This window comes from Streptomyces yongxingensis (genome assembly GCF_055597465.1).
Map to the genome: position 1 here is coordinate 7,783,038 of NZ_CM145717.1, position 25,641 is coordinate 7,808,678.

Sequence of the window (25,641 nt, forward strand, 5' to 3'; positions counted from 1 at the left end):
GAGCCGACCCCATGCCCCGCCTCGCCCTCTACACCCTGGCCGTCTGCGTGCTCGCGATCGCCGCGGCCGTCGTGTCCTTCGCGCGGGGGAGCTGGCTCGGCATCGTCTGGATCCTGATCGCCGGTATCTCGTCCAACATGGCCTGGTACTACCTCCGCAAGGCCCGCGCCGACCGCGAGAGCAGCACGGGCGCGGCGGGCTGAGGCCACGGGGGCGCCTGCGGCGGGCTTGTTCCCCTCCCCGCCCCTTCCCACAACTGGGGCTCCGCCCCAGACCCCGCTCCTCAATCGCCGGAGGGGCTGATTTCAGCCCGTCCGGCGATTGAGGACACGCCCGAAGGGCGTCCGGGATCCAGGGGCGGAGCCCCTGGATACGGGAAGGGGCGGGGAGGGGAACAGCCCGCCGCAGGCGCCCCCTAGGAGCGGAACCCCGCGATATCGGGCTCGCCCTGCCAGAAGCGGAAGAACTCCTGCCCCCAGTAGGTGTCCCACGCCGATACGCCCAGGGCCCGCATCACCGCGTCGATCGCATCGAAGAACCCCTGGTTGACCTCGGGTATCCACAGGATCCCGAAGACCGCGAGCAGCCCGAACGGCGCGTACGGCTCGACCTGGCGCCGGATGCGGTAGGACAGCCACGGCTCGATCACCCCGTACCCGTCCAGGCCCGGCACCGGCAGGAAGTTAAGGATCGCGGCCGTGACCTGGAGCAGCGCCAGGAACGCGAGCGCGTAGCGGAAGAGCTCCGGCACCCGGTCGGTGGCGCCGAGCCAGAACGGCGCGGTCAGCGCGGCCGCGAACAGCACATTCGTCAGCGGCCCCGCGGCCGAGATCAGGCTGTGCTTCCACCGCCCCCGGATCCGGTGCCGCTCGATGAACACCGCCCCGCCCGGCAGCCCGATCCCGCCCATGATCACGAAGATCACGGGCAGCACGATGCTCAGCGCCACATGGGTGTACTTCAACGGGTTGAGGGTCAGATAGCCCTTCGCGCCGATCGTCAGGTCCCCGCCGTGCAGCGCGGTGCGCGCATGGGCGTACTCATGCAGGCACAGGGAGACGATCCACCCCGAGACCACGAACAGGAACACGGCGAAGCCGGGGCTCGCGGAGTACTCCGTCCACACGGCCCACGCGGACACGACCATGATCGCGAACAGACCGAGGAAGACGGGGCTGATACGCCGGTCACGGCGGCTGACTGCGGTGGTCATCGGGTGGGGTCTCCATACGGGCTGGTGAGCGCTGAGGGGGAAACGACGGACAGTGTGCGCGGAGTTCCGGGCCGGGAGGCACAGATGTGATCAGTGCCACGCGCCCGCGGACGCCCGTCCTCGACCCGTCGCCGTTCCCTCGACCCGTCGCCGTTCCCGCGGCCCGTCGCCGTTCCCGCGGCCCGTCACCGTTCCCGCGCGTCCGAGGCCGATGCCTCGCCCGGCGGGCCATCCATCAGAATGGGCCCGTGCGCTACGGCATCCTCGGCACCACCCAGGCCCGCCATGACGACGGCACCCCCGTGGACGTCGGCGGGGCGCGGCTGCGTGCGCTGCTGGCGGCGCTCGCGCTGGCGCCCGGGCGGGCGCGGACCACCGGAGCGCTCATCGGGGAGATCTGGGACACCGATCCGCCCGCCGACGAGCACGGTGCGTTGCAGGCGCTGGTCGGGCGGCTGCGGCGGGCGCTCGGCAGGGACGCCGTGGAGTCCGTTCCGGGCGGGTACCGGCTGAGCGCCGACCCCGACGACGTCGATCTGCACCGCTTCGAACGGCTCGCGGAGGAGGGCGCCCGCGCCCTCGCCGACGGCGATCCGGCCAAGGCCGTCGATCTGCTCGACGCCGCCCTCGCCCTGTGGCGCGGGCCCGCGCTCAGCGATCTGCCCGACGCCACCGCGCCCGCCGCCCGCGCCGAGGCGCGACGGCTGGACGCGCGGCGCGCCCGGCTCGCCGCCGACCTCGCCCTCGGCCGCGCCGACCACGCCCTCCCCGCGCTCACCGGGCTCTGCGACGCCCATCCCCTGGACGAGCCGCTGCACGCGCTGCGCATCCGTGCCCTGCGGGACGTGGGGCGGGTGGCGGAGGCGCTGGCCGCGTACGAGGCGATCCGTACGGAGATCGCCGAGCGGCTGGGCGCCGATCCGGGGCCGGAGCTGCGGGCGCTCCACGCCGAGCTGCTGGCGGTGACCGGTGAGGGGGTTCCCGGGCCGTCGGGACCCGGTTCCCCGGAGCCCGTACCGGCCGGTCCCGCCCGCACCGGCGGTGGCAATCTGCGGGCCCGGCTGACCAGCTTCGTCGGGCGCGAGGCCGATCTGGCGGCCCTGCGCGGCGATCTGGCCGAGCACCGGCTGATCACGCTCCTCGGGCCCGGCGGGGCCGGGAAGACGCGGCTGTCGCAGGAGGCCGCCGAGTCGGTCGCGCCCGGCTGGCCGGACGGGGTGTGGCTGGCCGAGCTCGCGCCCGTGGACGACCCCGAGACCGTTCCGGAGACGGTCCTCAGCGCGCTCGGGGCGCGCGAGACGGTCATCCTCGGCACGGCGGCCGAGGGGCTGCGCGCCGCGACCGACCCGACCCTGCACGATCCGCGCGCTCGGCTGATCGAGCACTGCGCCCCGCGCCGGATGCTGATCGTGCTCGACAACTGCGAACACCTCGTGGCGGCCGCGGCCCACCTCGCCGAGTCCCTGCTCGCCCAGTGCCCCGGGGTCACCATCCTGGCCACCAGCCGCGAACCCCTGGGCGTCCCCGGCGAGTTGGTGCGCCCCGTGGAGCCGCTGCCCGACCCCGTCGCGCTGCGGCTGCTCCAGGACCGGGGCGCGGCGGCCCGGCCCGGGTTCCGTACCGAGGACGACCCGGCCGCGTGTGCCGAGATCTGCCGCCGCCTCGACGGGCTGCCGCTGGCGATCGAGCTGGCCGCCGCGCGGCTGCGGCTGCTCACCCCGCGGCAGCTCGCCGACCGGCTTGACGACCGCTTCCGCCTCCTGACCAGCGGCAGCCGTACGGCGCTGCCCCGCCAGCAGACCCTGCGCGCGGTCGTCGACTGGTCCTGGGGCCTGCTCGACGCCCCCGAACGCACCGTGCTCGCCCGGCTGTCCGTCTTCGCGGGCGGCTGCGGGCTGGCCGAGGCGGAGGCGGTGTGCGGGGACACCGAAGAGCACGCCGGGGCCGTGGACCCCCGCGATGTGGCCGCCCTGCTCGGTTCCCTTGTCGATAAATCGCTTGTCGTCACCGCGCCCGGAACGGCACCCGGAACGGCACCCGGACCGGAGCCCGGGGCGGACGGGGACATGCGCTACCGGCTGCTGGAGACCGTCGCCGAGTACGCGGCGGAGCGGCTGGACGAGTCCGGCGAGCGGGCCGCGGTCGAACGCCGCCACCTCGTCGCCTACCGGGAGCTGGCCCGTACCGCCGACCCGCTGCTGCGCGGCCCGGCACAGCGCCACTGGCTCCTCCGGCTGGAGACCGAGCACGAGAACCTGCGCACCGCGCTGCGCCGGGCCGTGGCCGCCCGCGACGAGCAGGAGGCGCTGTGCCTGGTGCTCTCGCTCGGCTGGTTCTGGCATCTGCGCGGCCACCGCGTCGAGGCCCACCACTGGGCGACCGCCGCGGCCGAGCTCGGGCCGAGCCCCTTCGCGCCGCCCGTGACCCCCGCGCCGCCGCTGTACGTGAGCTGTACCGCCGCCCCGCCGCCGATGGAGCCCGAGCTGCTGGAGGAGGCGCGGCGCGGGGTGCGGCTGTTCGCGCTGTCCAACATCGAGGGCGACCTCCAGGCCATGGTGGGCGGCGACACCCGGCGCGAGTTGGAGGGCATCGTCTCCGCCTACCGGCCGGGGCTGCCCCAGACCTGCCGTCTCCCGGGCGTGCTGTGGTTCTTCGCGGTGATCCTCAAGGGTGACTTCGGCCTGCTGCGGGGGATGGCCGACGAGGCGGTGCGCACCTGCCGGGAGCTGGGCTACGCGTGGGAGCTGGCGTTCAACCTCCAACTGCGGGCCAGGGTGCACAACGAGCGCAGAGGCGAGCACCAGGGCGCGATCCGCGACGCCGACGAGGCCCTGGAGATCTTCCGCCGGCTCGGTGACGTATGGGGCACGGCGGAGGCGCTGGCCGGCCGCGGTGAGACACGGGAGCAGCGCGGCGAGGGCGCGGCCGCGGCCGAGGACTACCGCGCGGCGATCCGCTGCGCCCAGGAGCTCGGGGCCCATGAGCAGGTGCTGTTCCTCCGCTCCCGGCTGGCCGGGGTCTTCGTGGAGCTGGGCGACGAGGAGGAGGCCGCGGAGGGCGAGCGGATCCTGCGCGAGGTGGTCGGGCAGCGGCAGCACGTGGGCGCCGAGGCGCTGTCGTACGCCCGGATCCATCTGGCGCTGCGCTGCGGGTCCACGGGCCGCGTCGCGGAGGCACGGGCCCTGCTGGTCACGCTGCACGGGGAGTTCGAGGGCCGGTCGCTGCGGCTGTTCGCGGGCATGGTGGAGGGGATGCTGGCCTGGCTGGACCTGTTGGAGGGACGGCCGGGCGACGCCCTGGAGAGGGTGCGCGGTGCGCTGGCGAAGTGCGGCGGCGCGATGACGGACCTCATCGCGCCGTACATCCCGGTGACCCAGTTGCTCACCGGGGCCGAGGCGCTGAGCGGCCTCGGCGGCGCCGAGCGGGCCGGTACTGCGGCGCGGCTGGTGGGGGCGTACGACGCGCTGCGCAAGGCGCAGTACTACCGGAAGTCCGCCGTCGAGCTGACGGGCCGGGAGCGCACCGAGGCCGCGGCGCGGGCCGAGCTCGGGGACGCCGCGTACGAGCGGGCCCACGCCGAGGGCACCGGCCTCACGCTGGAGGAGGCCACCGCACTGCTCTGAGCGGGCCCGCCCGGGGTCCGGCGGCGACATGCCGACCGGCAGGGCGCGTCCCCCCGCAGGACGCGCCCTGCCGGTGGCCGCGGTCCGCGGACCGTCAGCTCGTCTTGTTGCGGAACCTGCGCACCGCGAGCGGCGCCACGACCACCGTGAGGGCCACCGCCCACCCCAGGGTCACCATCACCGGTTCGGCCACCGCGCCGTGGCCGCTGGTCAGCGCCCGTGCGGCGTCCGCGAGCCGGGACAGCGGGTTGTACTCGGTGAAGGACCGCAGCCACCCCGGCATGGTGGCGGTCGGGGCGAAGATGGACGAGCCGAACTGCAGCGGCATCATCACCAGGAAGCCCATGCCGCTGACCGCCTGCGGGGTGCTCAGCGACATCCCCAGCAGCATGAAGATCCAGGTCAGAGAGGATCCGAAGACCACGGACAGGGCCACCGCGGCCAGCAGCTCCAGGGGGCCGGTCTCGAGCTCGAAGCCCATGATGAAGCCCATGATCAGCAGGATGATGGTGGACACCAGCATCCGGCCGCTCTCCACGATCAGCTTGGCGATCAGCACCGAGGAGCGGGCGATCGGCATCGTGCGGAAGCGGTCCATGACGCCCTTGCTGAAGTCGTCATTGACGCCGATGCCGATCGACATCGCGATGTTGAGCCCGCCCATCGCCATCAGACCGGGAATGAAGTAGTTGACGTACTCGGAGCGGTTGCCGCCCGTCATCGCGCCACCGAAGACATAGGTGAACAGCAGCGCGAAGACGATCGGCATCGCCAGGGCGTCGAACATCGCGAACGGTTCGTACCTGATCTGCATGGTATAGCGCCGCACCAGCGCGCCGATGTGGCGCAGATTGGCGCGGAGGCCGATCCGGCCGTCGCTCTTTCCCCCCACGGGCGCGGTCATCGTGGCCGTACTCACGCGGCGACCTCTTCCAGCTTCTTGTCGTCCTGCGGTGTGGACGCCTTCCGGCCGGTGATGGCCAGGAAGACCTCGTCCAGGCTGGGCAGTTGGGTGTGGATCCCGGAGATCGCGAAGCCGCGCTCACCGAGCAGACCGATCAGGGCGGTCAGTTGCTCATCGCTGGCGATGGGCACATTGACCTGGCCCTCCTCGACGTCGGCGATCGCGCCGCCGATGCCGTCGAGCCCCGCCTGGCTGATGGCGCCGACCATGCGGTGCAGCTCACCGGGGTCGGACGGGCGGATCTGCAGGGTGCGGCCGCCGATCTTGGCCTTGAGCTCGTGCACCCGGCCGTTGGCGATGACCTGGCCCCGGTCGATCACCGTCAGGTTGTCGGCGAGCTGCTCGGCCTCCTCCATGTACTGGGTGGTCAGCAGCACGGTGGCGCCGTCGGCGACCATCCGCCGGACCTCGTCCCACACCTCGTTGCGGGAGTGCGGGTCCAGACCGGTGGTGGGCTCGTCCAGATAGAGCACCGACGGCCGGCCGATCATGGACGCGGCCAGGTCCAGCCGGCGGCGCATACCGCCGGAGTAGGTGCGCACCCGCCGCTTGCCCGCCTCGGTGAGCGAGAACCGCTCGAGCATGGCGTCCGCCCGCGCACGGGCCTCCTTGCGGGAGAGATCGAGCAGCCGCCCGATCATGTAGAGGTTCTCCCAGCCGGGGAGCTTCTCGTCGACCGAGGCGTACTGCCCGGTCAGCCCGATGGTGCGGCGCAACTGCCGGGGCTGGCGCACCACGTCGTACCCGGCCACCACCGCGGTGCCGGCGTCCGGCACCAGCAGGGTGGACAGACACCGGACGAGTGTCGTCTTACCGGCGCCATTGGGGCCCAGCACCCCCAGGACGGTGCCCTCCGGCACGTCCAGATCCACTCCGTCGACGGCCTTGGTGTCACCGAAGTGCTTGACCAGCCCCCGAACTTCGACGGCGTTGCCGTCCCTGATCCTGTGTTCCCGTCGCGTCATGCCGCCCACGATGACAGCCGCCACCGACAGACCACCGACAAGCGGCAGACAGCCCGCCGACGGGGGAAGATCGGCGGGCTGTCGTTGTACCGCGGTGGCTCCTGGCGCCTGACGGCGTGGTGCTCAGCGGGGCTCCGGTGTGGTCTCAGTGGAAGGAGTGCTCCTCGGCCGGGTAGGCCCCGCCGACGACGTCCTCCGCGAAGGCCCGTGCCGCGTCGCCCAGGCCCTGCCGCAGCTCGGCGTACTGCTTGACGAAGCGCGGCACCCGGCCGTCGGTCATGCCCGCCATGTCCGTCCACACCAGCACCTGGGCGTCGCAGTCCGGACCTGCGCCGATGCCGACGGTGGCGATGTGCAGCGACCGGGTCACCTCGGCGGCCAGCTCGGCCGGGACCAGCTCCAGGACGACCGCGAAGGCGCCCGCGTCCTGGACCGCCTTGGCGTCCCGCAGGAGCTGCTGGGCCGCCTCCTCGCCGCGCCCCTGGACGGGGTAGCCGCCGTAGGCGTTGACGGACTGCGGGGTCAGGCCGATGTGGGCCATGACCGGGATGCCGGACTGGACCAGCAGCTCGATCTGATGGGCGGAGCGCTCCCCGCCCTCCAGCTTCACCGCGCCCACGCCCGCCTCCTTGACCAGGCGGGTGGCGTTGCGCAGCGCCTGGACCGGGCCTTCCTGGTACGAGCCGAAGGGCAGGTCGCCGACGACGAGGGCGCGCCGGGTGCCGCGGACCACGGCGGCGGACAGCAGCGCCATCTCGTCCATGGTGACGGGCACGGTGGACTCGTAGCCCAGGTGGCAGTTGCCCATCGAGTCGCCGACCAGCAGCACCGGGATGCCCGCCTGGTCGAAGACGGACGCGGTCATCGCGTCGTAGGCGGTGAGCATCGGCCACTTCTCGGCGCGCTCCTTGGCGGCCGCGATGTCACGGACGGTGATGCGGCGGGAGCCCGTGCCCCCGTAGAGCGCCTTCTCGGACTGCTTTCGCGCAGGACTGACGTGCGTCATCGCTACGGCTCCTGTTCATCATCTCGAGGCGCCCTGACGGCGTCCCCGGACCAACCCCATGCTGGCACGGCTCCTGCCGAGGCGAAAGTGGGCCCGGATCGACCCAAAGCCTCGCAAAGATTCTCCAATACGAGACGGTCTCGTATCGTAAGTCGCCTAGCCTGGGCCGCATGGCAACCCCACCCAGCACCCAGGGCGCGCCGGCCGGGTCCGGCGTCGCGGAGGCGATCCACCGCAGGCGCTGGGCGATCCTCGTCGTCCTGATGTTCAGCGTGCTGGTCGTCGTCCTCGACAACTCGATACTCAACGTGGCGATGAAGACCATCGCCACGCCGAAGCCCACCGGGCTCGGCGCCACCCAGAGCCAGCTCGAATGGGCGATCAACTCCTACACGCTGGTCTTCGCCGGGCTGCTGTTCACCGCGGGGATCCTCGGCGACCGGATCGGCCGTAAGAAGGTCCTGCTCGGCGGGATGGCGGTGTTCGGCACGGGCTCGGTGCTCGCCGCCTTCTCCGGATCGCCCGGTGAACTCATCGGCTTCCGGGCGCTCATGGGTCTCGGCGCCGCGTTCGTGATGCCCGCGACCCTCGCCATCCTGGTCAATGTCTTCGAACGCGAGGAGCAGGCCAAGGCGATCGGCATCTGGGTCGCCGCGGTGGGGCTGGCCATCGCCATCGGCCCGATCACCGGTGGACTGCTGCTCGAACACTTCTGGTGGGGTTCGGTCTTCTTCGTCAATGTGCCGATCGTGATCGTCGGACTGATCGCGATGGTGGTGCTCGTCCCCGACTCCAGGGACCCCGCGCCCGGCCGGGTGGACCCGCTGGGCGTGCTGCTGTCCGTCGTCGGGCTCGTCCTGCTGGTCTACGGCATCATCAAGGGCGGCCAGCTCGCCGACTTCACCGACGCCCAGGTGCTGGGCTCGATCGCCGCCGGGCTCGCCGTCCTGGCCCTGTTCGTGGTGCACGAGAAGCGCAGCGACCACCCGGCCATCGATATCGGCTACTTCCGCAACCCCGCCTTCTCCGCCGCCATCGCCGCCGTCGCCCTGGTCTTCTTCGCCCTCATGGGCGTGACCTTCTTCATGGTCTTCTACACCCAGAGCGTGCGCGGCTACAGCGCCCTCGAATCCGGGCTGCTGATCCTGCCGCTGGCCGTGGCGCAGCTCATCTTCGCCCCGCGCGCCCGGCTGGTCGTCGAGCGGTTCGGCGCCCGCGCGGTGTGCACCTGCGGGATGCTGCTGGTGGCCGCCACCATGTCGGGGTTCCTGCTGCTGGGCGTGGACACCCCGATCGTCGTGCTCGAGGTGCTGTTCTTCGCCCAGGGCACCGGAATGGCGCACATCATGCCGCCGGTGACCACCGGGATCATGCAGGCGCTGCCGCGCCAGAAGGCCGGCTCCGGCTCGGCGCTCAACAACACCTTCCGGCAGGTCGGCGGCGCGCTCGGGGTCGCGGTGCTGGGCTCGGTGCTCTCCACCGCCTACCGCGACCGCATCCGGGACACCCTGGCCGCCGTGCCCGGACTGCCCGACTCCGTACAACGCTCGGCGGGCGAGTCCGTCGAGGCCACCATGGGGGTCGCCGAGAAGCTGGGGCCCAGGGGACAGGCGCTGGTGGGCCCGGCCCAGGACGCCTTCGTCCACGCCATGCACATCGCCGCCCTCGGCTCGGCGGGCGTCGCCGTCCTCGGCGCGCTGGTCGTCCTGGCCTTCCTGCCCGGCAAGGAAGGCTCCGGCAAGGCCCCCGACGACGGGCGGCCGCATCCGCGGGAGGAGGCGTCGGCCGACCGATGACCGCACCGGAGAGCTCCGCGCCCAGGCTCCGCGGCCGTCCCCGCAGCCCCGCCACCGACGCCGCGATCATCGAGGCCGCGCTGCGGCTGCTGGAGGAGGGTGCCTCGGTCGGCGGTCTTTCGATCGAGGGGATCGCCCGCGAGGCGGGGGTCGGTAAGGCCACCGTCTACCGCCGCTGGCCCGGTAAGGACGCGCTGATGCTCGATGTGCTGCGCTCCCTGGAGGAGCCCAGCCCCGAGCCGGCCGGGGTCTCGGTGCGCGACGACCTCGTCACCATCCTGGAGTTCATGCGTCGGCGCGGGCTCGCCAAGCGCAACTCCGCCCTGCTGCGCAGCGTCATCACCCAGATGCACGCGCACAAGGAGCTGTGGCGGGCCTACGACGAGAACGTCATAGCGGCGCGCCGCGCGAGCCTGCGCGCCGTGCTGCGGCGGGGGCGGGAGAGCGGTGAGATCCGTGCCGATGTGGATCTGGAGCTGCTCGCCGACCTCTTCACCGGCCCGATGCTCGCCCGCGCCATGCTCCACGAGTGGAAGGAGCTGCCCGAGGGGCTGGCCGAACGGATCGTCGACACGGTCCTCGAAGGGGTCTCCCCACGCCGCTGAGCGGTTTGTGCCTGTTGTGTCACAACGCCCCCTCCCGGGCCGGGACGTGGAACTCGCGGCCGTCGTCCCGTCGTCCTCGGACGGGGAGCACCTCCACCGGGGGCGTTGCGCACTCCCACCGGGGGCGTCGGGAAAAGCCCTGGTCATCACCTAGGGTCGTAGTCCAAGGCGCGGCAGTTGAGGCAGTGAGGGACAGCGAATGACGCAGGCGTACACGCAGGAGACGGGACAGCTCGGGGACGCGCCCCAGCAATCGGGCTCCCGGATCGGCCGCCTGTTCGACCGGCTCCGGAACGATCGCGGCATCTGGCGGCGCGGACTGGTGCTGGCGGCGATCGCGGTCCTGCTCGCCCTGGTCATGATCTTCCACGCCGACATCCCCAACCGGGTGGGCAACCTGGGCTCGCTGCTGGAGACCTTCCTGCCCTGGCTGGGCCTGTTCCTTCCGGTGCTGCTGGTGCTCGGCCTGGTGCGGCGGTCGGCGAGCGCCGTGCTGGCGCTGGTGCTGCCCGTCGCCGTCTGGCTGAACCTCTTCGGCGGGCTGATGTTCGCCGACAAGTCCGGCAGCGGCGGTGAGCTGACCGTCGTCACCCACAACGTCAACGCGGAGAACGCCGATCCGACCGGCACCGCGAAGGACGTGGCCGCCTCGGGCGCCGATGTGGTGGCCCTGGAGGAGCTGACGAGCTCGGCCGTGCCGACGTACGAGCGGGCCCTGGCGGGCACCTACCGCTACCACACGGTGCAGGGCACGGTGGGGCTGTGGAGCAAGTACCCGCTGTCCGGGACCAAGCCGGTGGACATCAAGCTGGGCTGGACGCGCGCGCTGCGCACCGCCGTGGCCACCCCGCGCGGTGAGGTCGGTGTCTACGTGGCCCATCTGCCCTCGGTGCGGGTGAAGTTCAACGCGGGCTTCACCGCCGGGCAGCGCGACGACAGCGCCGAGGCGCTGGGCCAGGCCATCGCCCGGGAGCCGCTCAACAAGGTGATCCTGCTCGGCGATCTGAACGGCACCATGAACGACCGCGCGCTCGCCCCCGTCACCGCGCAGATGCGGTCCGCCCAGGGCGCGGCGGGCGACGGCTTCGGCTTCAGCTGGCCCGCCTCGTTCCCGATGGCCCGGATCGACCAGATCATGGTGCGGGGGCTGGATCCGGTCTCGGCGTGGGCGCTGCCCAGGACCGGCAGCGATCACCTTCCGGTGGCGGCGTCGGTCGACTACTGAGCCCGTGCCGCTCGGGTACTGAGCCCGTGCCGCTCGGGTACTGAGCCCGTGCCGCTGGGGTACTGAGCCCGTGCCGCTCGGAGCCGTCGGGTGACACGGCTCACGGGGCACCCGGCGAGATCTTACGTGCCGTTCATCTTGGGGATCTCCTCGGGAACATTCTGCGTGAGAGACTTTGTTCAGCTAGAGAACATACGCATCCCTGCACGTTTCTCCTTCGTTTGAAAGGTCTCTCATGCCCCTGGCCCTGCTCGCCCTTGCTGTGAGCGCCTTCGGCATTGGTACTACCGAATTCGTGATGATGGGCCTGCTGCCCAATGTCGCGAATGATCTGGACACCTCGGTGCCCACGGCCGGATACCTCGTCTCTGCCTACGCCATCGGAGTCGTGGTGGGCGCTCCGCTGCTGACCGCCCTCGGTTCCCGTATCCCGCGCAAGCGGATGCTCGTGTTGCTCATGGCGCTCTTCACGGTGGGCAACCTCGCCTCCGCCCTCGCCCCCAACTTCGGGCTGCTGATCGCGGGCCGGGTGCTCGCCGGGCTGCCCCACGGCGCGTTCTTCGGCGTCGGCGCGGTGGTCGCCGCGCGGCTGGTGACCGAGGATCGGCGGGCCCGCGCGGTCGCCACCATGTTCCTCGGGCTGACCATCGCCAACATCGTCGGCGTCCCCGTGGCCACCCTGCTCGGCCAGCACCTCGGCTGGCGCGCGACCTTCCTGGTCGTCGCCGTGATCGGCGTGGTCGCCATGGCCGCCCTCGCCCGGCTGGTCCCGCAGGTCTCCCACGAGCAGCACGGCGGGCTGCGCCAGGAGCTCGGCGCGCTGCGCGACCGCCAGGTGCTGCTGGGGCTGCTCACCGCCGTCTTCGGCTTCGCCGGTGTCTTCGCCGTCTACAGCTACCTCGCCTCGATGATGACCGAGGTCACCGGGTTCGGTGAGTCGACGGTCACCCTGGTGCTGGCGCTGTTCGGCATCGGCATGACGCTGGGCGCCCTGGTCGCCGGTCCGCTGACCGACCGGGCGCTGCGGCCGACGCTCTACGGCTCGCTGGCGGCGCTGGCCGCCGTGCTCGTGGTCTTCGACTTCACGGTGCATGTGAAGTGGGCGGCGCTGCTGTCGGTCGTGGTGCTGGGCGCGGTCGGCTTCATGACCACCACCCCGCTCCAGATGCTGGTGATGAACAAGGCCCAGCACGCCCCGACGCTGGCCTCCGCCTCCAATCACTCCGCCTTCAACCTGGCCAACGCCGGTGGCGCGTGGCTCGGCGGCGTCGCCATCGCGGCGGGCTGGGGCTGGACCTCCCCGACGCTGGTCGGTGCGGTGCTCGCGGTGATCGGTCTCGCGATCGCGCTGATCGCGGGCCTGACCGACCGGGCCCCGGTGAGCGGCTCGCGGGTCGTCGCGAGCAGCGAGTCGATGCCGCAAATGTCCGAGGTGCGCTGAGCTGACGGGTGTCCGGCGGACCGTGACGCCTGCGGCGGGCTGCTCCCCTCCCCGCCCCTTCCCGAAACTGGGGCTCCGCCCCAGCCCCCGAGATCTGGGGCGAAGCCCCCACCACGCGGCTCCGCTCACGCGGCGGAGCCGCATATCGACACAGCCCCGCGCCGGCCCTTCGGCGCGCCTCCGAGCCGTAACCGAGACGAGGGGCCCGCCGCCCGGCGGGGGCCTTCCGTTGCCCGGCGAGTGCCGGCCCCGTCGTCCGGGGCGGCCGGGGCCGCGACCCGGGGCGGCCCCGGGACCCGTTCGCTTGACTTTGACACCCATGTGAGGCTTTAGCGTCCCGTCATCAGCCGTGAGACGTAAGGACACCACCTGATGACCAGCACCAGCACCAGCACCAGCACCTCACCCCTGGCCCGCATCGTCCGGGGCACCGGCCCCGGACTGCTGCTCGCCCACGGCGGGACCGGCTCCATCGAGGGGAACTACGGCCCCATCCTGGACGGTCTCGCCGAGCGCCACCGCGTGGTCGGCCCCGATTACCCCGGCTCCGGGCGCACCCCGTGCGCGAGCGGACCGCTGGACCTCGACACCCTGGCCGACCAACTGGTGGCCACGGCCCTCGAGGAGGGCCTGGACACCTTCGCCGTCGCCGGATACTCCCTCGGCGGCCCGGTCGCCCTGCGCGCCGCCACCCGCCATCCGCAGCGGGTCACCGCGCTGGTCCTGACCGCGACCTTCGCCCACCCCAGCGCCCGGATGCGGCTCCTGGTGGACGACTGGCTGCGCCATCTCCGCTCGGGCGACCAGGAGGCCACCGCCCGCTGGACCGCGCTCATCGGCGCGGGCGCGCCCTATCTGGACCGGATGACGCCCGAGCAGCTCGGCGCGGTGATCGAGGGCGCCCGCGCCTCCGTACCGCCCGGCGCGATCGACCAGGTCGAGCTGGTCGGCCGGATCGACGTCCGCGAGGACCTGGGCCGGATCCGGGTGCCGACCCTGGTGATCTCCACGACGCAGGACACGATGGCCACGCCGTACCACCACCGCCAGGTGGCGGACGCGATCCCGGGGGCGCGCTTCGCCGAGCTGGAGTCCGGCCATCTGCCGTTCGCGGAGGCGCCCGACGCGTGGCTGGGCCTGATCAGGACATTCCTGGACGCTCAGGCATAGCTCACAGGGCGCCGCCCAAGAGCCTCAGACGCGCTCCCGCCAGCGGTTGGTGATGGGCAGCCGGCGGTCCTTGCCGAAGCCCTTCGCGGAGATCTTCGTGCCCGGCGGGTACTGCCGGCGCTTGTACTCGGCGGTGTCCACCAGCCGCAGGATCCGGGTCACCAGCGTGTCGTCGTATCCCGCCGCCACGATCTCGGCACGCCCCTGGTCGCGGTCGACGTACAGCTCCAGGATCCGGTCGAGGACGTCGTAGTCGGGGAGCGAGTCGGTGTCGACCTGGCCGGGGCGCAGCTCGGCGCTCGGCGGCTTGGTGATCGAGTTCTCGGGGATGGGCGGGGTCTGGCCCCGCTCTTCCGCCGCACGGTTACGCCATTTCGCCAGCCGGAAGATGGAGGTCTTGTAGACGTCCTTGATCGGGCCGTACGCGCCGACCGAGTCCCCGTAGAGCGTGGAGTAGCCGCAGGCCAGCTCGGACTTGTTGCCCGGGGCGAGGACGATGTGGCCCTCCTGGTTGGAGATCGCCATCAGCATCGTGCCGCGCAGCCGCGACTGCAGGTTCTCCTCGGCCAGCCCGGTGAGGCCCAGGGAGCCCATATAGGCGTCGAACATCGGGGCGATCGGGACCGTGCGGAAGTTCAGCCCGGTGCGCCGTGCCAGCTCGGTGGCGTCGTCGATCGAGTGCTCGGAGGAGTAGCGCGAGGGCATCGCGACGCCGTACACGTTCTGCGCGCCGACCGCGTCACAGGCGATGGCGGCGACGAGTGCGGAGTCGATTCCGCCGGAGAGTCCGATCAGCACACTGCGGAAACCGTTCTTCGCCACATAGGCCCGCAGCCCCACGACCAGCGCCGTGTAGACCTCCTCGTCGTCCCCGAGCCGCTCGGCCTCGCCGCCCGCGAGCTCCGGCTCGTAAGCGGGCAGCGGCTCGGCGGAGAGGGTGACGTGGTCGATGCGGAGGCCGTCGTCCACGACCCCCTCGGGGACCGAGCCCGGGTCGGCGGCGGGCAGCTCGAGGTCGAGCAGCACACAGCCTTCGGCGAACTGCGGGGCGCGCGCGATGACTTCGCCGTCCCGGTCCACGACGATCGAGTCGCCGTCGAAGACCAGCTCGTCCTGGCCGCCGATCATGGCCAGGTACGCGGTGGTGCAGCCCGCCTCCTGGGCCCGCTTGCGCACCAGGTCCAGCCGGGTGTCGTCCTTCTCCCGCTCGTACGGCGAGGCGTTGATCGACAGCAGCAGCCCGGCCCCCGCCGAGCAACTGGCCGGCACCCGGCCGCCGTCCTGCCACAGGTCCTCGCAGATGGCGAGGGCCACGTCGATGCCGTGGACGCGCACCATGGGCAGGGTGTCGCCGGGCACGAAGTAGCGGAACTCGTCGAAGACCCCGTAGTTCGGCAGATGGTGCTTGGCGAAGGTCAGGGCGACGGCGCCCCGGTGCAGCACGGCGCCCGCGTTCTGCGGTGAGCCGGCCGGCTGGCCGTAGCGCCGGGCGCGCTCGCTGCGGTCGAGGTAGCCGACGACCACCGGCACCTCGCCCAGCCCCTCGGCGTCCAGCCGCTCGGCGAGCGAGCGCAGCGCGGCGCGCGACGCCTCGACGAAGGACGAGCGCAGCGCCAGGTCCTCGACGGGGTAGCCGGTCAGCACCATCTCCGGGAACGCCACCAGATGGGCGCCCTGCTCGGCGGAGTGCCGGGTCCAGTGGAGTATCGATTCGGTGTTGCCGTCGAGGTCGCCGACGGTCGAGTCGATCTGGTTCAGAGCGAGGCGAAGTTGAGGCACGCGCCCAGTGTAATCGTCTGTCTGACGCGATAGCCGGGGGTGTCTCCCTTCTCACGCCGGTCTCACGCGGTCTCACGCCGGGCGAACCGTGCCGGGGCGAACCACGCCCGGCCCCGTCGCCTCCGGGGGCCGGGCCTTGCCCGCCGCGAGCGGCTACTTCTGGTAACCGAGAACGGTCATCATCCCGGACTCCGAGTGGTAGACGTTGTGGCAGTGGACCATCCACAGCCCCGGGTTGTCGGCGTCGAGGTCCACGTTCACCTTGTGGTGCGGCAGCAGGACCGTGGTGTCCTTACGGGGGCCGCCGTCCGGCAGCGCGAAGGTGTGGCCGTGCAGATGGACCGGATGCCACATGTCGGTGCCGTTGATGAAGGAGATCCGCACCCGCTCACCCTCCCGTACCGGATAACGCTGCGAGGGGTCGTACGGCCGGCCGTTGATCGCCCAGTCCCACTTCCGCATCGAGCCGGTGAGCCGCATGCGGATGATGCGGTCGGGCTCCTTGGGCGTCAGCCGGACGTCCTCCGCCGCCTTCAGCCGGTCCGCGGTGAGCAGCTCGCCGTCCAGCTCCTTGGGGCGCGGGAACTTCACCGGGTTCTTGCCACGGGTGCGCAGCACCGCCATCGCGGACCGCCCCTTGCCCTCGGCGATCACGGCGAGCGGGAAGACCCCCTCCTTGACCGTGACCAGCACGTCGTAGCGCTCGCCCATGCCCAGCAGCAGCGCGTCCGTCTTGGCCGGTACGACGGGGTAGCCGTCGGTGTGGGTGACGGTCATCCGGTGGCCGCCGAGGGCGACGCGGAAGGCGGTGTCACCGCCCGCGTTGATGATGCGGATGCGGACCCGGTCGCCGCGCTTGGCGCGGAAGACCTGCGGGGACTCGGGGGCGCGGCCGTTGACCAGGTAGTAGGGGTAGGTGACATCGCCCGCGGGGCCGCCCAGCAGCCGGCTCTCCATGGGCGCGGTCTTCTTCCGCGCGGTGGACCGGGCGCGGTCGCGCTCGGCGCCGCCCGCGGCGGTGCTCTTGGCTGTCGCCTTGGGCTCGGCTGTCGCCGTGGTTTTTGCCGTGGCCGTGGCCGTGGCCGTGGCTTTGGCTTTGGCTTTGGCCATGGCTTTGCCTGTGGCCGTGGCGCCGCGCTTGCCGTCGGCATCCATGGAGCCGTCGTCCATCGCATGGCCGCCCTTGCCGCCCTTGCCCGCGTTGAGCCGCTCGAACTCCTTGTCCGGGGTGCGGCCGCCCACCCCGTCGAGCCAGTCGTCCAGGACGACGACCCACTCCTTGTCGTACGTCAGCGGCTCCTTCGGATCCTCCACGATCAGCGGTGCGTACAGCCCCCGGTCCAGCTGGACGCCCGAGTGCGGATGGATCCAGTACGTGCCCGGGTAGAACGCGGTGAAGCGGTAGTCGAAGGCGGCGCCGGTCTTGATCGGCCGCTGGGTCACTCCGGGGACGCCGTCCATGTCGTTGCGCAGCCGGATGCCGTGCCAGTGCAGGGTGGTGGACTGCGGCAGGTTGTTGGTGAGGGTGAGCGCGATCGTGTCGCCCGCGGTCACCCGGATCTCCCGGCCCGGCACCTGGTCCTCGTACGCCCAGGACGTCACCTTGCGGGCACCGATGTCCAGGGTGGTCGCGGTAGCGGTGAGCCGGAAGGCGCGCACCGGGCCGGGGCCCCGCCGCCGCTCGGCCGCGGCGACCTCCGGGCCGTGGGGGGAGACGTACTGCGCCGGGGTGTCGTCCGCGGGCGCGCCGGGCCTGGCGGGGGCGTCCATCGCGGTGCCGTCCATGCCGTCGGGGCCTTCGGCGCGGGGGCGGGGGCGGGGGCCGGAAGAGCCACAGGCGGCGAGCAGACCGCTGCCGGCGGCGGCGATGCCCGTGCCGAGCACGGCACGGCGAGTCTTTTCGTGCATGAGTCAGTACCCCAATGCTGATGTGTGCCGGATGCGTCAGGGTCGGCGCGTCCACCGCCCCGCCGGGAGTGCGGGCGGCCGACGCGCCGCTCTATGCGCCGCATCAGCGATCGGCTCAGGGGTGAGGGGCCTCGGTGCATCGCCGCCTCCATCTGACCGTTCAGATCATCATCTGACCGTTTGATCATCGTGTTGATCGGCAGCCTACCCCCAAGGGGTATGGAGCCCCGGAAGGCGCCACGGAGGGGGCAGAACGGTCGGGTCCGGGACCGGCCGGGTGAAAGTACGATGCACCCATCGTGGTGAGGTGAGGGGAGACCGGGGCGACCGGACGAAACCTCCGTGAAATGCCGCCGCGTGATACTGGGGATGCGGAAGGTGCCCCGCGCCCGCACAAAGAGCCGTTTGACCTGCAAGGATAGGGGACCATGGATAAGCAGCAGGAGTTCGTGCTCCGCACGCTCGAAGAGCGCGACATCCGGTTCGTGCGGCTCTGGTTCACCGATGTGCTCGGCTTCCTGAAGTCCGTGGCCGTCGCACCGGCCGAGCTCGAGGGTGCCTTCGACGAGGGCATCGGATTCGACGGCTCCGCGATCGAGGGCTTCGCCCGGGTCTACGAGTCCGACATGATCGCCAAGCCGGACCCCGGGACGTTCCAGATCCTGCCCTGGCGCGCCGAGGCCCCCGGGACCGCACGGATGTTCTGCGACATCCTGATGCCGGACGGCTCACCGTCCTTCGCCGACCCCCGCTTCGTCCTCAAGCGCATCCTCGCCAAGACCTCCGACCTCGGGTTCACCTTCTACACCCACCCCGAGATCGAGTTCTTCCTGCTCAGCCAGAAGCCGGTGGACGGCAGCCGCCCGGTGCCCGCCGACTCCTCCGGCTACTTCGACCACACCCCGCAGAACATCGGCATGGACTTCCGCCGCCAGGCGATCACCATGCTCGAATCGATGGGCATCTCGGTCGAGTTCTCCCACCACGAGGGCGCCCCCGGCCAGCAGGAGATCGATCTGCGCTACGCCGACGCGCTCTCCACCGCCGACAACATCATGACCTTCCGCCTGGTCATGAAGCAGGTCGCGCTGGAGCAGGGCGTCCAGGCCACCTTCATGCCCAAGCCGTTCTCCGAATTCCCCGGCTCGGGCATGCACACCCACCTCTCCCTCTTCGAGGGCGACCGCAACGCCTTCTACGAGTCCGGCGCCGAGTTCCAGCTCTCCAAGGTGGGCCGCTCCTTCATCGCGGGTCTGCTCCGCCACGCAGGGGAGATCTCCGCCGTCACCAACCAGTGGGTCAACTCCTACAAGCGCATCTGGGGCGGCTCCAAGCGCACCGCCGGCGCGGGCGGCGAGGCCCCCTCCTACATCTGCTGGGGCCACAACAACCGCTCCGCCCTCGTCCGCGTCCCCCTCTACAAGCCGGGCAAGACCGGCTCCACCCGTGTCGAGGTCCGCTCCCTGGACACCGGCGCCAACCCCTACCTGGCCTACGCGGTGCTCCTCGCCGCCGGCCTCAAGGGCATCGAGGGCGGCTACGAACTCCCGGCCGGCGCCGACGACGACGTCTGGGCCCTCTCCGACGCCGAACGCCGCTCCCTCGGCATCGAGCCCCTCCCGCAGAACCTGGGCGAGGCGATCGACCTGATGGAGCGCAGCGAACTGGTCGCGGAGACGCTCGGGGAGCATGTCTTCGACTTCTTCCTGCGCAACAAGAAGCAGGAGTGGGAGGAGTACCGCTCCGAGGTGACACCGTTCGAACTGCGGAAGAACCTCCCGGTGCTGTAGGCGCAGGTCAGTGGCTGTTTCCCGCTCGACCGATGATCCGGGCCAGCGTCGTCACGACGCTGGCCCGGAGTCGTCTCATTCCTCCTGGGCCGTCTGTGGGCCGTCCGGCGCGGATTCGACCGCCTCATACAGCCGATCCACGGCCTTCCGGGTACGTCCCTCACTGCTGGGCATCAGGTGCGTGTACGTCCGGAGAGTGAAGCCGGGATCAGCATGGCCGAGGTAGCCACTCAGGGCCTTGATGTTCTCCCCGGCGTCCAGCAGGACCGAGGCGTAGAAGTGCCGGAGCGCGTGCATGCCGTGCTCGCGGGCCGCCTCGTGCCGCTCACCCCTCTCGGGCTCGGGTATCACCCCGGCCGCGACGAGTGCGGGCTTCCACACCCGGGTGTTGAAGTCGGTCCGACGGACCGCGCCGCCCCCTGAGAGGGAGAACAGCAGGCTCTTGGTTATGAGCGGGCCGTCCGGCCGCAGCCAGGGCAGCGTGACCTCGGCGGGCGGGAAGTGCTTCCGGTGCTCCTTGAGTACGCGACCGACGCGCTCCGGCAGTGGCACGTCCCGCTCCTTGTTGCGCTTCGGCGGTGCGAATACCAGGTGCCCGTTGACCACCTTCACCTGATAGGCGACGTGGAGCCATCCGGCCTCGTAGTTCACCTCGTCATCGGGCAGACCGAAGATCTCGCCCTGCCGGAGACCGCAGCCGCCCCCGATGTCGACCATCGCCTGATAGCGCTCGGGGAGCGCGGCCCGCACCGTGAAGACACGCTCGGCAGGCCATGGACGTACTCGAGGGGCCCCGCGTTCGGGCGCACGGACCGATCGCGCCTTGCACGGGTTCTTGAGCAGCAGGCTGTCGTCCACGGCAGCGTTCAGGACAGACGAGACGTTCGCGAAGATCACCCGGCGGTACGACGATGCCGGCACCGCTCGCTCCAGCTCCGCCAGCCACTCTCGGATGTGTCCAGGCTGAAAGGAGTCCAGCGGGCGCGAGCCGATGTACGGGAAGGCGTGAAGCCTGAGCTGCACACCCACCGGTACCCGCGTGTTCGGGTCGGTGGTCTGCGCGGCGAGCCACTTCTCGCCGTACTCGCGGAAGGTGGTGCGTCCGGCGCGCGGGTCGATGTACTGCCCGCGCGACATGTCGGCCTCGGTGTTGGTGAGCCACTTCTCGGCGAGGCGCTTCTGCTTGTCGGGGAATGACTTGCTCTTCTCGGTGCCGTCCGGGCCGATGTACCGGGCGCGGTAGCGCATGCCGGTGCCGTAGCGGTCGGTCTTGACGCGACGCCGTTTCCCGTCGGCGCCGATCTCGGTCTTGTACCAGCGGTCTTGGATGTGACCTGCCATTGAGGCGGTGGTCCCTTCTCGCATGCATGAGAGCGGGGCGGGACCGTGCGGTCCCGCCCCGCTGGTGGGCGTGCTGGGTGATGTCTGCTGTCAGGCGGCCTCGGGGGCGGCCTTCCGGTCCCTGACGTAGTGATGGACGTCGGTGGGGTCGTAGCGCAGGTGCTTGCCGATGCGGAAGCCGGGCGGGCCGATGCGCTTCTTACGCCACTGGTAGACGGTCTCCAGGGGGACCTCGAAGAGCTCCGCGATGTCGTCGGGGGTGAGGTAGCGGTCCGGGAGTCCGGCCCGGAGGTTGGCGCGGGGGTCGGCCTGTGTGGCGGTGGTTGGACTCACCTGGCCCTCCTGATGGGGCTGTCGGGATGGGCGAACAGGGCGGCGGGCTGTCCTTGGTCGGGGGCCGCTGCCCTGAGATCGAGGGGATGCTGTTGCTCGCGCCTGTCCGAAGCGCGGATTTCTGCGTCATCGCGTCACGCACGTCATTTGCGCTTCTGACCTGTGGTTATCCGGTGACGCGGGCAGCTCGGGGCGTGTCACAGGGCGGAGCGGGATTCTGTCACCTGTGACGTGGGTGACGCGGGATGACGCAGGTTTCGCCGTCTGCGTCACCGCTGTCGCCGCTGGTCAGGGTCCGGGTTCGGATGGCTGGTGACGTGGGTGACGCAAGATCTCTTCTCTTAGGAAAAGAAGAGGGGCGGTGTCTGTGGTGGTGCGGTGCTGCTCAGGACAAGAAGGAGCCGCTTCGCGGCCGTCTTGTGCAGCGGCGGCAAGCCGCCGGAACAGCAAGAGGAGCACCGCGCGCCCGGCGGGGGTGCTCCTCTTGCTTGTTCGGCCGCCGCGGTGACGTGGGTCAGAACGCCGCGTTCTGCTGGTGCGGGGGTGGTGTCGCGGGGCGGGTCATCTCGATGTAGCGGGCGGCGCTGGTGCGGCCCCAGTCGATGAGGACGCCGCGTGCGGCGAGGGTCGGCTGGAGGCGCTTGAGCCGGTCGGAGAGGACCTTGCCGGTGGTGGGCCAGCCCTTGGGCAGGGGACGGCATTCCTCGCCGCTGTAGAGGCCGGTGAGGCAGTGCAGCCACTCTGTGGACGTCATGCGGACTTCCGCGCCCGTGTCGAGTCCGGCGGCGTGCTTCAAGACCGTCTGCGCGAGGAGGTCTCCTTCGATGACGTCGTCGTTGAGGTCATCGAGGCTGGCTCGGTATGCGGCCAGTGAGCCGAAGCCGGTAGCCGCATCGAGTTGCGCGCACAGGTGGGCGAAGTCGGCCATCCGCAGATCGGTGGGGGTCTCCGCCTGCGCGGCCCGCACCTTCACCGTGAGGTCCAGCAGGGAGCCGAGAACTACCGGCAGGATCTCCGCGTACTCCGTCCACAGCTCCGCCTCGGTCCGCCGTACCCGGGGCCGCACGAGACGGAGCGGGAGGAGGCGTTCGGCGAGGTCGGGCCTGATGACGCCGACGTCGATGCCGGTCAGGAGCATGGGGCGCCGGTAGCGGGAGCGGACGACGTCCCCGTCGGTGAAGAGCGCGCGCTTGATGCTCTCGGCGCCGGTCACGATGCAGCACATGAGGTCGGACAGGTCCGGGGGCAGGTGGGAGAGGTTGTCCAGGGCGGTGACCCATCCGGCGGCAACGGCCGTGATCATGTTCTCCTCGTCCTTCGGCGCCCGGCGCAGGTCGCCGCTCATGCCCTCGATGATCCGCACGAGCATCCGGCCGCCGGTGGACTTGCCCGCGCCCTGGGGGCCGGTGAGGAAGGGGGCAGGGACGGGCACGGACGGCTCCAGGCAGCCGATGAGCCAGGCGATGGCCAGGCATTCGGTCTCTGCGCTGGCGAAGTTGCACAGCCGTAGAAGGAGGTCGATGCCCTTGCCGTCGGTGTCCTTGACGGGCAGGGGCAGTTCCCCGGTGAGCTGGGTGCGGCGCCAGCAGACCTCGCGCGGGTCGGGGGTGGTGATGTCCCAGCCGGTGGGGTGGATGCGGACGGACTTGCCGTCGTTGCGGCCCAGGTCGAGCCAGGTCGCTCCGTCGAATCCGGGGGCGACGCGGATGTGGGTGGGCTGTACGTCCTCGGTCAGCGCGAGTGCTTCGATCAAGTCCAACGCCTCCTTGAGCGCGGTCCCGTTGAATACGCCGTGTCCGTCCTTGAACAGGCCGACCATGAGTTCCTGGCGGTGGCTGCCCGTGGTGCCTTGTGAGCGGATCGGGCGGGCGACGGGGTGGCCGTTGCGCTGCGCGTATACGGTGCCGTCGGCGGTGCGGAAGTACCGGAAGTGCGCTTGCGCGTAGTCGGTGATGACCTCGCGGGCTGGAGTCTTCTCGTCCTCGGCCATGGCTACAGTCCCAAGGTGGTGCGGGCGTTGGTCCATGCGTCGGTGCAGTGCCGCGGGGATTCGCCTTTGGCCTGCGCGGCGGTGAACAGCCGCGTGACGTGGGCTTCGGTGAGGCAGCCGCACCGGCCGTGCGTGGAGAGCACGGCGAGGAAGGCGCGGTAGACGGTGGTGTGGATCGCGCTGCGGGCCTCGGTGATGCGCTGCTCGGCCATGGCGATTCCACGGTCCAGGTAGGCGGGCGTGCGGTGAGGGCACCCCCCTTCCCCCGCGGCCCGTGCGGGCACGGTGATGGCCTGCGGAGCCGACCGGACGGTGGAGGGCTCCTTCACGGCCAGGGCGCGCACGATGTCCGGCAGATCGGTCATGGTGCCGGTGCCGGGGCCGAGCCACCGGGCGTAGGCCATCGTGGATTTGATGTCGACACCGTCCCGGACGGCGTTCACCGAGCGCACGGCGCCTCGGTAGATCCAGTGCTCGCCGCGGGTCGTGGGCACGACCTTGGTGGCGGGCAGGGTCTTCCGGGCCCATGCGACGGCTGCTGTGTCGTCGAGGTCCACCACGGTCAGCCCGGCACCCCCGGGGTGGTAGGCGACGGCTACGGCTTGGCGCCAGGCCGGGGCCCATACGGGTGAGGTGATGACGGACGGGTCGGTGGTGGCGGCGGCCCACGCGTGGCAGGGGCCGGGGCACCGGCAGGGGCCGGGGGTCTTCATGTTCGGCCGCCCGCCGCATGCGGGCGGCTGGCCGGTGCACGCGGGGCAGTTCCCGAACGGGACCTTGCCCTTCCGCAGGGGCAGTACCGGCATGCCGACCTGGGCCAGTTCGAGCGCGGTCTGTAGGTGGGTGCGGGCGGGGTGGTCTCGCCGGGGTGGATCGGGTTGGGGCATGCTTGGGGTTCTCCTGTTCCGTTGTGGATGGGCAGGGGAAGCCGGGGCGGCGGGCTGTCCTTGGTCGGAGGCCGCCGCCCCGGGCGTGTCTAGAACGGGGGCTCGGCCCACGGGTCGACGTTGGGGCGGTGCCGACGTAGCCACCGGGGGCGGCGCGGGAGGGGCAGCAGGGTCCAGCGGCGGGTCTCGTTCCAGCAAGTGCAGGGCTCGTAGTCGGTGCCCGCGTATTCGCCCGTCTCGTAGTCGCCGTAGTCGTGCTCGATGCCGCCGTATCCGTCGCAGTCGGGGCAGTCGGGGCGGGGGGTGTCGGTGAGGATGAGCGCGCGGCGTGGCCAGGTGGTGAGCTGGATGCGTAGTCGGGTCATGCGGCGTTCCTCGTTTCGTGGTGATCAGGCGGTGCGGATGATGCGCTGGATGGTGGCTGTGGTGGGGGTCCAGAGCCTTTGGGCCCCGTGGCAGGGCACCGGTTTGGTGAGCGGCTGGACGTCGGTGAGCTGCCAGTGATGGCCGCGGAGGTCACCCCATGGGGCACAGCAGCCATCAGCACGGTGGGACCCGGCCAGGACAGCGGTGGCGATGACAGCTCCGCGGGTGTCGGGCCAGCCGTCGAGCGTGTCCCAGTCGGTGATGAGGAAGCGGGCCATGGGATCGAACCTCTTGCCCGCGTGGATGAGGATGGTGCTGCCGACAGTCGCGGCGGGCGGGGTCCAGGAGCGGTTTTCGATGCGTTTGCTGCCGTAGGCGATGGCGTCCGCCCATGGCTGGTGAACGGTCAGTGCCTTCATGCGGTGTGTGTTCCTCACTTGTTCTTGGGCTGGAAGAGCTTGAGGGTGATGCCACCGACCCCGAGGGGTCCGGCGGTGGCCCCGGCGATGACGGTTGCGGTGTGGGCGGCGACGTCCATCAGCCAGCACAGGGCCGCGACCAGTCCCCAGCCCCCGGCGACGACCGCCCCGGCGATCGCGAACGGGATCAGGACGCGCCGCCAGGGAAAGCCGGTCGGGGCGGTGTCGGTCACGACGATGATGACCGGCTGTCCGGTGGCCTGGGCGCGCTGGTAGACGTCGGCGGGTATGTGCGGGGCGAGGTTTCCGGGGATGTTGTGGCGCGGGTCGGGTTGCTGCATGGCTGCCTCCGGGGCCGGTTGGCGCGGGTGCTGGGGCTGTGTCAGCCGATGCGGCTGAGGGAGTCCGCGAGGGACTGCAAGGCGTCGTTGATCGCAGGCGCCGCGCCGGTCGAGGCGAGGCAGAAGCCGAAGAGCGCGGCGACGGTGGCGCCGCCAGCGCCGAGGCTGCGGTTGCGGAGCATGAGGCCCAGGAGGGCTCCGAGGATGAGCACGGTGGATATGGAGACGATCACGGCGGCTCCTTGCTGAAAGGGATGTGAGCATGCGAAGGCCCCGGAGGCTTTGCCCTCCGGGGCCCTTGGTCGCTGGGGTGTTGTGGGGTTATTCGTCGGGGGTGGTGTTGGTGGCGCCGCAGTTCCAGCAGTCCCATTCGGCGGGTAGTCGGTAGCGCTCGGTCCAGAAGCCCACCGGCTTGCCGTAGACCACGCAGTCTGCGCCGCAGCACCAGCATTCGAACTCGAAGTCCATGCCGTCTCCTC

General features: G+C 71.2%; 23 protein-coding genes. 8 read left to right on the forward strand and 15 right to left on the reverse strand.

The window, feature by feature from the left end; translation table 11 throughout:
* Positions 1-11: 11 nt before the first annotated feature.
* On the forward strand, positions 12-203 hold the full coding sequence (locus ACZ6TD_RS33315) for a hypothetical protein (protein WP_471344150.1): 192 nt from the start codon (positions 12-14) through the stop codon (positions 201-203).
* Positions 204-415: 212 nt separating this feature from the next.
* On the opposite strand, the gene ACZ6TD_RS33320 is transcribed toward ACZ6TD_RS33315, so the two are convergent.
* Positions 416-1,213, reverse strand: coding sequence for a site-2 protease family protein (locus tag ACZ6TD_RS33320; protein ID WP_471344153.1), 798 nt, complete (start codon positions 1,211-1,213; stop codon positions 416-418).
* A 248-nt stretch (positions 1,214-1,461) separates the two neighbouring features.
* On the opposite strand from ACZ6TD_RS33320, the gene ACZ6TD_RS33325 reads away from it, so the two are divergent.
* A complete protein-coding gene (locus ACZ6TD_RS33325) occupies positions 1,462-4,836 on the forward strand; it encodes an ATP-binding protein (protein ID WP_471344155.1) in 3,375 nt (1,124 codons plus the stop codon).
* A gap of 94 nt (positions 4,837-4,930) precedes the next feature.
* Here ACZ6TD_RS33325 and ACZ6TD_RS33330 read toward each other — a convergent pair whose 3' ends face one another.
* The 3 genes from ACZ6TD_RS33330 to panB form a co-directional block, all read right to left on the reverse strand.
* The gene (locus ACZ6TD_RS33330) at positions 4,931-5,755 is read right to left on the reverse strand and encodes an ABC transporter permease (protein ID WP_471344157.1); all 825 of its coding nucleotides are present in this window, start codon (positions 5,753-5,755) and stop codon (positions 4,931-4,933) included.
* The gene (locus ACZ6TD_RS33335; RefSeq protein ID WP_471344160.1) at positions 5,752-6,765 is read right to left on the reverse strand and encodes an ATP-binding cassette domain-containing protein; all 1,014 of its coding nucleotides are present in this window, start codon (positions 6,763-6,765) and stop codon (positions 5,752-5,754) included. Before ACZ6TD_RS33335 ends, ACZ6TD_RS33330 begins: the two co-directional genes overlap by 4 nt.
* Before the next feature lie 145 nt (positions 6,766-6,910).
* Positions 6,911-7,771 (reverse strand): 3-methyl-2-oxobutanoate hydroxymethyltransferase, encoded by an 861-nt coding sequence (gene panB, locus ACZ6TD_RS33340; RefSeq protein WP_471344163.1) that lies wholly within the window; start codon positions 7,769-7,771, stop codon positions 6,911-6,913.
* Between the two features lie 170 nt (positions 7,772-7,941).
* Between panB and ACZ6TD_RS33345 the strand changes: the two genes are divergently transcribed.
* The 5 genes from ACZ6TD_RS33345 to ACZ6TD_RS33365 all read left to right on the forward strand — a co-directional run bounded on the left by ACZ6TD_RS33345 (position 7,942) and on the right by ACZ6TD_RS33365 (position 14,008).
* Positions 7,942-9,567, forward strand: coding sequence for an MFS transporter (locus ACZ6TD_RS33345; protein WP_471344166.1), 1,626 nt, complete (start codon positions 7,942-7,944; stop codon positions 9,565-9,567).
* Positions 9,564-10,172: a TetR/AcrR family transcriptional regulator gene (locus ACZ6TD_RS33350; protein ID WP_164432731.1), complete on the forward strand. Its 609-nt coding sequence runs from the start codon at positions 9,564-9,566 to the stop codon at positions 10,170-10,172. Before ACZ6TD_RS33345 ends, ACZ6TD_RS33350 begins: the two co-directional genes overlap by 4 nt.
* 199 nt (positions 10,173-10,371) lie before the next feature.
* The gene (locus ACZ6TD_RS33355) at positions 10,372-11,397 is read left to right on the forward strand and encodes an endonuclease/exonuclease/phosphatase family protein (protein ID WP_471344169.1); all 1,026 of its coding nucleotides are present in this window, start codon (positions 10,372-10,374) and stop codon (positions 11,395-11,397) included.
* A 235-nt stretch (positions 11,398-11,632) separates the two neighbouring features.
* Positions 11,633-12,838: an MFS transporter gene (locus tag ACZ6TD_RS33360; RefSeq protein WP_471344172.1), complete on the forward strand. Its 1,206-nt coding sequence runs from the start codon at positions 11,633-11,635 to the stop codon at positions 12,836-12,838.
* A 372-nt stretch (positions 12,839-13,210) separates the two neighbouring features.
* On the forward strand, positions 13,211-14,008 hold the full coding sequence (locus ACZ6TD_RS33365) for an alpha/beta fold hydrolase (RefSeq protein ID WP_471344174.1): 798 nt from the start codon (positions 13,211-13,213) through the stop codon (positions 14,006-14,008).
* Positions 14,009-14,032: 24 nt separating this feature from the next.
* On the opposite strand, the gene ACZ6TD_RS33370 is transcribed toward ACZ6TD_RS33365, so the two are convergent.
* On the reverse strand, positions 14,033-15,787 hold the full coding sequence (locus ACZ6TD_RS33370) for an NAD+ synthase (RefSeq protein WP_471344177.1): 1,755 nt from the start codon (positions 15,785-15,787) through the stop codon (positions 14,033-14,035).
* Between the two features lie 153 nt (positions 15,788-15,940).
* Positions 15,941-17,695, reverse strand: a complete 1,755-nt coding sequence (locus ACZ6TD_RS33375) for a multicopper oxidase family protein (protein WP_471344179.1) — start codon at positions 17,693-17,695, stop codon at positions 15,941-15,943.
* Between the two features lie 428 nt (positions 17,696-18,123).
* Between ACZ6TD_RS33375 and glnA the strand changes: the two genes are divergently transcribed.
* Positions 18,124-19,485 carry a type I glutamate--ammonia ligase gene (gene glnA / locus ACZ6TD_RS33380; RefSeq protein WP_470011235.1) on the forward strand — a complete coding sequence of 454 codons (1,362 nt, stop codon included), beginning with the start codon at positions 18,124-18,126 and terminating at the stop codon, positions 19,483-19,485.
* 75 nt (positions 19,486-19,560) lie between these two features.
* Here the strand turns inward: glnA and ACZ6TD_RS33385 are convergent, their stop codons facing one another.
* The 9 genes from ACZ6TD_RS33385 to ACZ6TD_RS33425 form a co-directional block, all read right to left on the reverse strand.
* On the reverse strand, positions 19,561-20,826 hold the full coding sequence (locus tag ACZ6TD_RS33385; protein WP_471344181.1) for a tyrosine-type recombinase/integrase: 1,266 nt from the start codon (positions 20,824-20,826) through the stop codon (positions 19,561-19,563).
* A gap of 90 nt (positions 20,827-20,916) precedes the next feature.
* Positions 20,917-21,159 (reverse strand): helix-turn-helix domain-containing protein, encoded by a 243-nt coding sequence (locus ACZ6TD_RS33390; RefSeq protein ID WP_471344183.1) that lies wholly within the window; start codon positions 21,157-21,159, stop codon positions 20,917-20,919.
* Positions 21,160-21,673: 514 nt separating this feature from the next.
* Complete coding sequence (locus ACZ6TD_RS33395; protein WP_471344184.1) at positions 21,674-23,149, reverse strand: ATP-binding protein; 1,476 nt, start codon at positions 23,147-23,149, stop codon at positions 21,674-21,676.
* Between the two features lie 2 nt (positions 23,150-23,151).
* On the reverse strand, positions 23,152-24,036 hold the full coding sequence (locus ACZ6TD_RS33400; RefSeq protein ID WP_471344186.1) for a bifunctional DNA primase/polymerase: 885 nt from the start codon (positions 24,034-24,036) through the stop codon (positions 23,152-23,154).
* Between the two features lie 89 nt (positions 24,037-24,125).
* Positions 24,126-24,401, reverse strand: coding sequence for a hypothetical protein (locus ACZ6TD_RS33405; protein WP_471344188.1), 276 nt, complete (start codon positions 24,399-24,401; stop codon positions 24,126-24,128).
* A gap of 24 nt (positions 24,402-24,425) precedes the next feature.
* Entirely contained in the window at positions 24,426-24,821 is a 396-nt protein-coding gene (locus ACZ6TD_RS33410; RefSeq protein ID WP_471344190.1) for an ASCH domain-containing protein, read from the reverse strand.
* Positions 24,822-24,835: 14 nt separating this feature from the next.
* Positions 24,836-25,162 carry a hypothetical protein gene (locus ACZ6TD_RS33415; protein WP_471344192.1) on the reverse strand — a complete coding sequence of 109 codons (327 nt, stop codon included), beginning with the start codon at positions 25,160-25,162 and terminating at the stop codon, positions 24,836-24,838.
* A gap of 41 nt (positions 25,163-25,203) precedes the next feature.
* Positions 25,204-25,395: a hypothetical protein gene (locus ACZ6TD_RS33420; protein WP_471344194.1), complete on the reverse strand. Its 192-nt coding sequence runs from the start codon at positions 25,393-25,395 to the stop codon at positions 25,204-25,206.
* Positions 25,396-25,483: 88 nt separating this feature from the next.
* A complete protein-coding gene (locus ACZ6TD_RS33425; protein WP_471344196.1) occupies positions 25,484-25,630 on the reverse strand; it encodes a hypothetical protein in 147 nt (48 codons plus the stop codon).
* Positions 25,631-25,641: the final 11 nt, after the last annotated feature.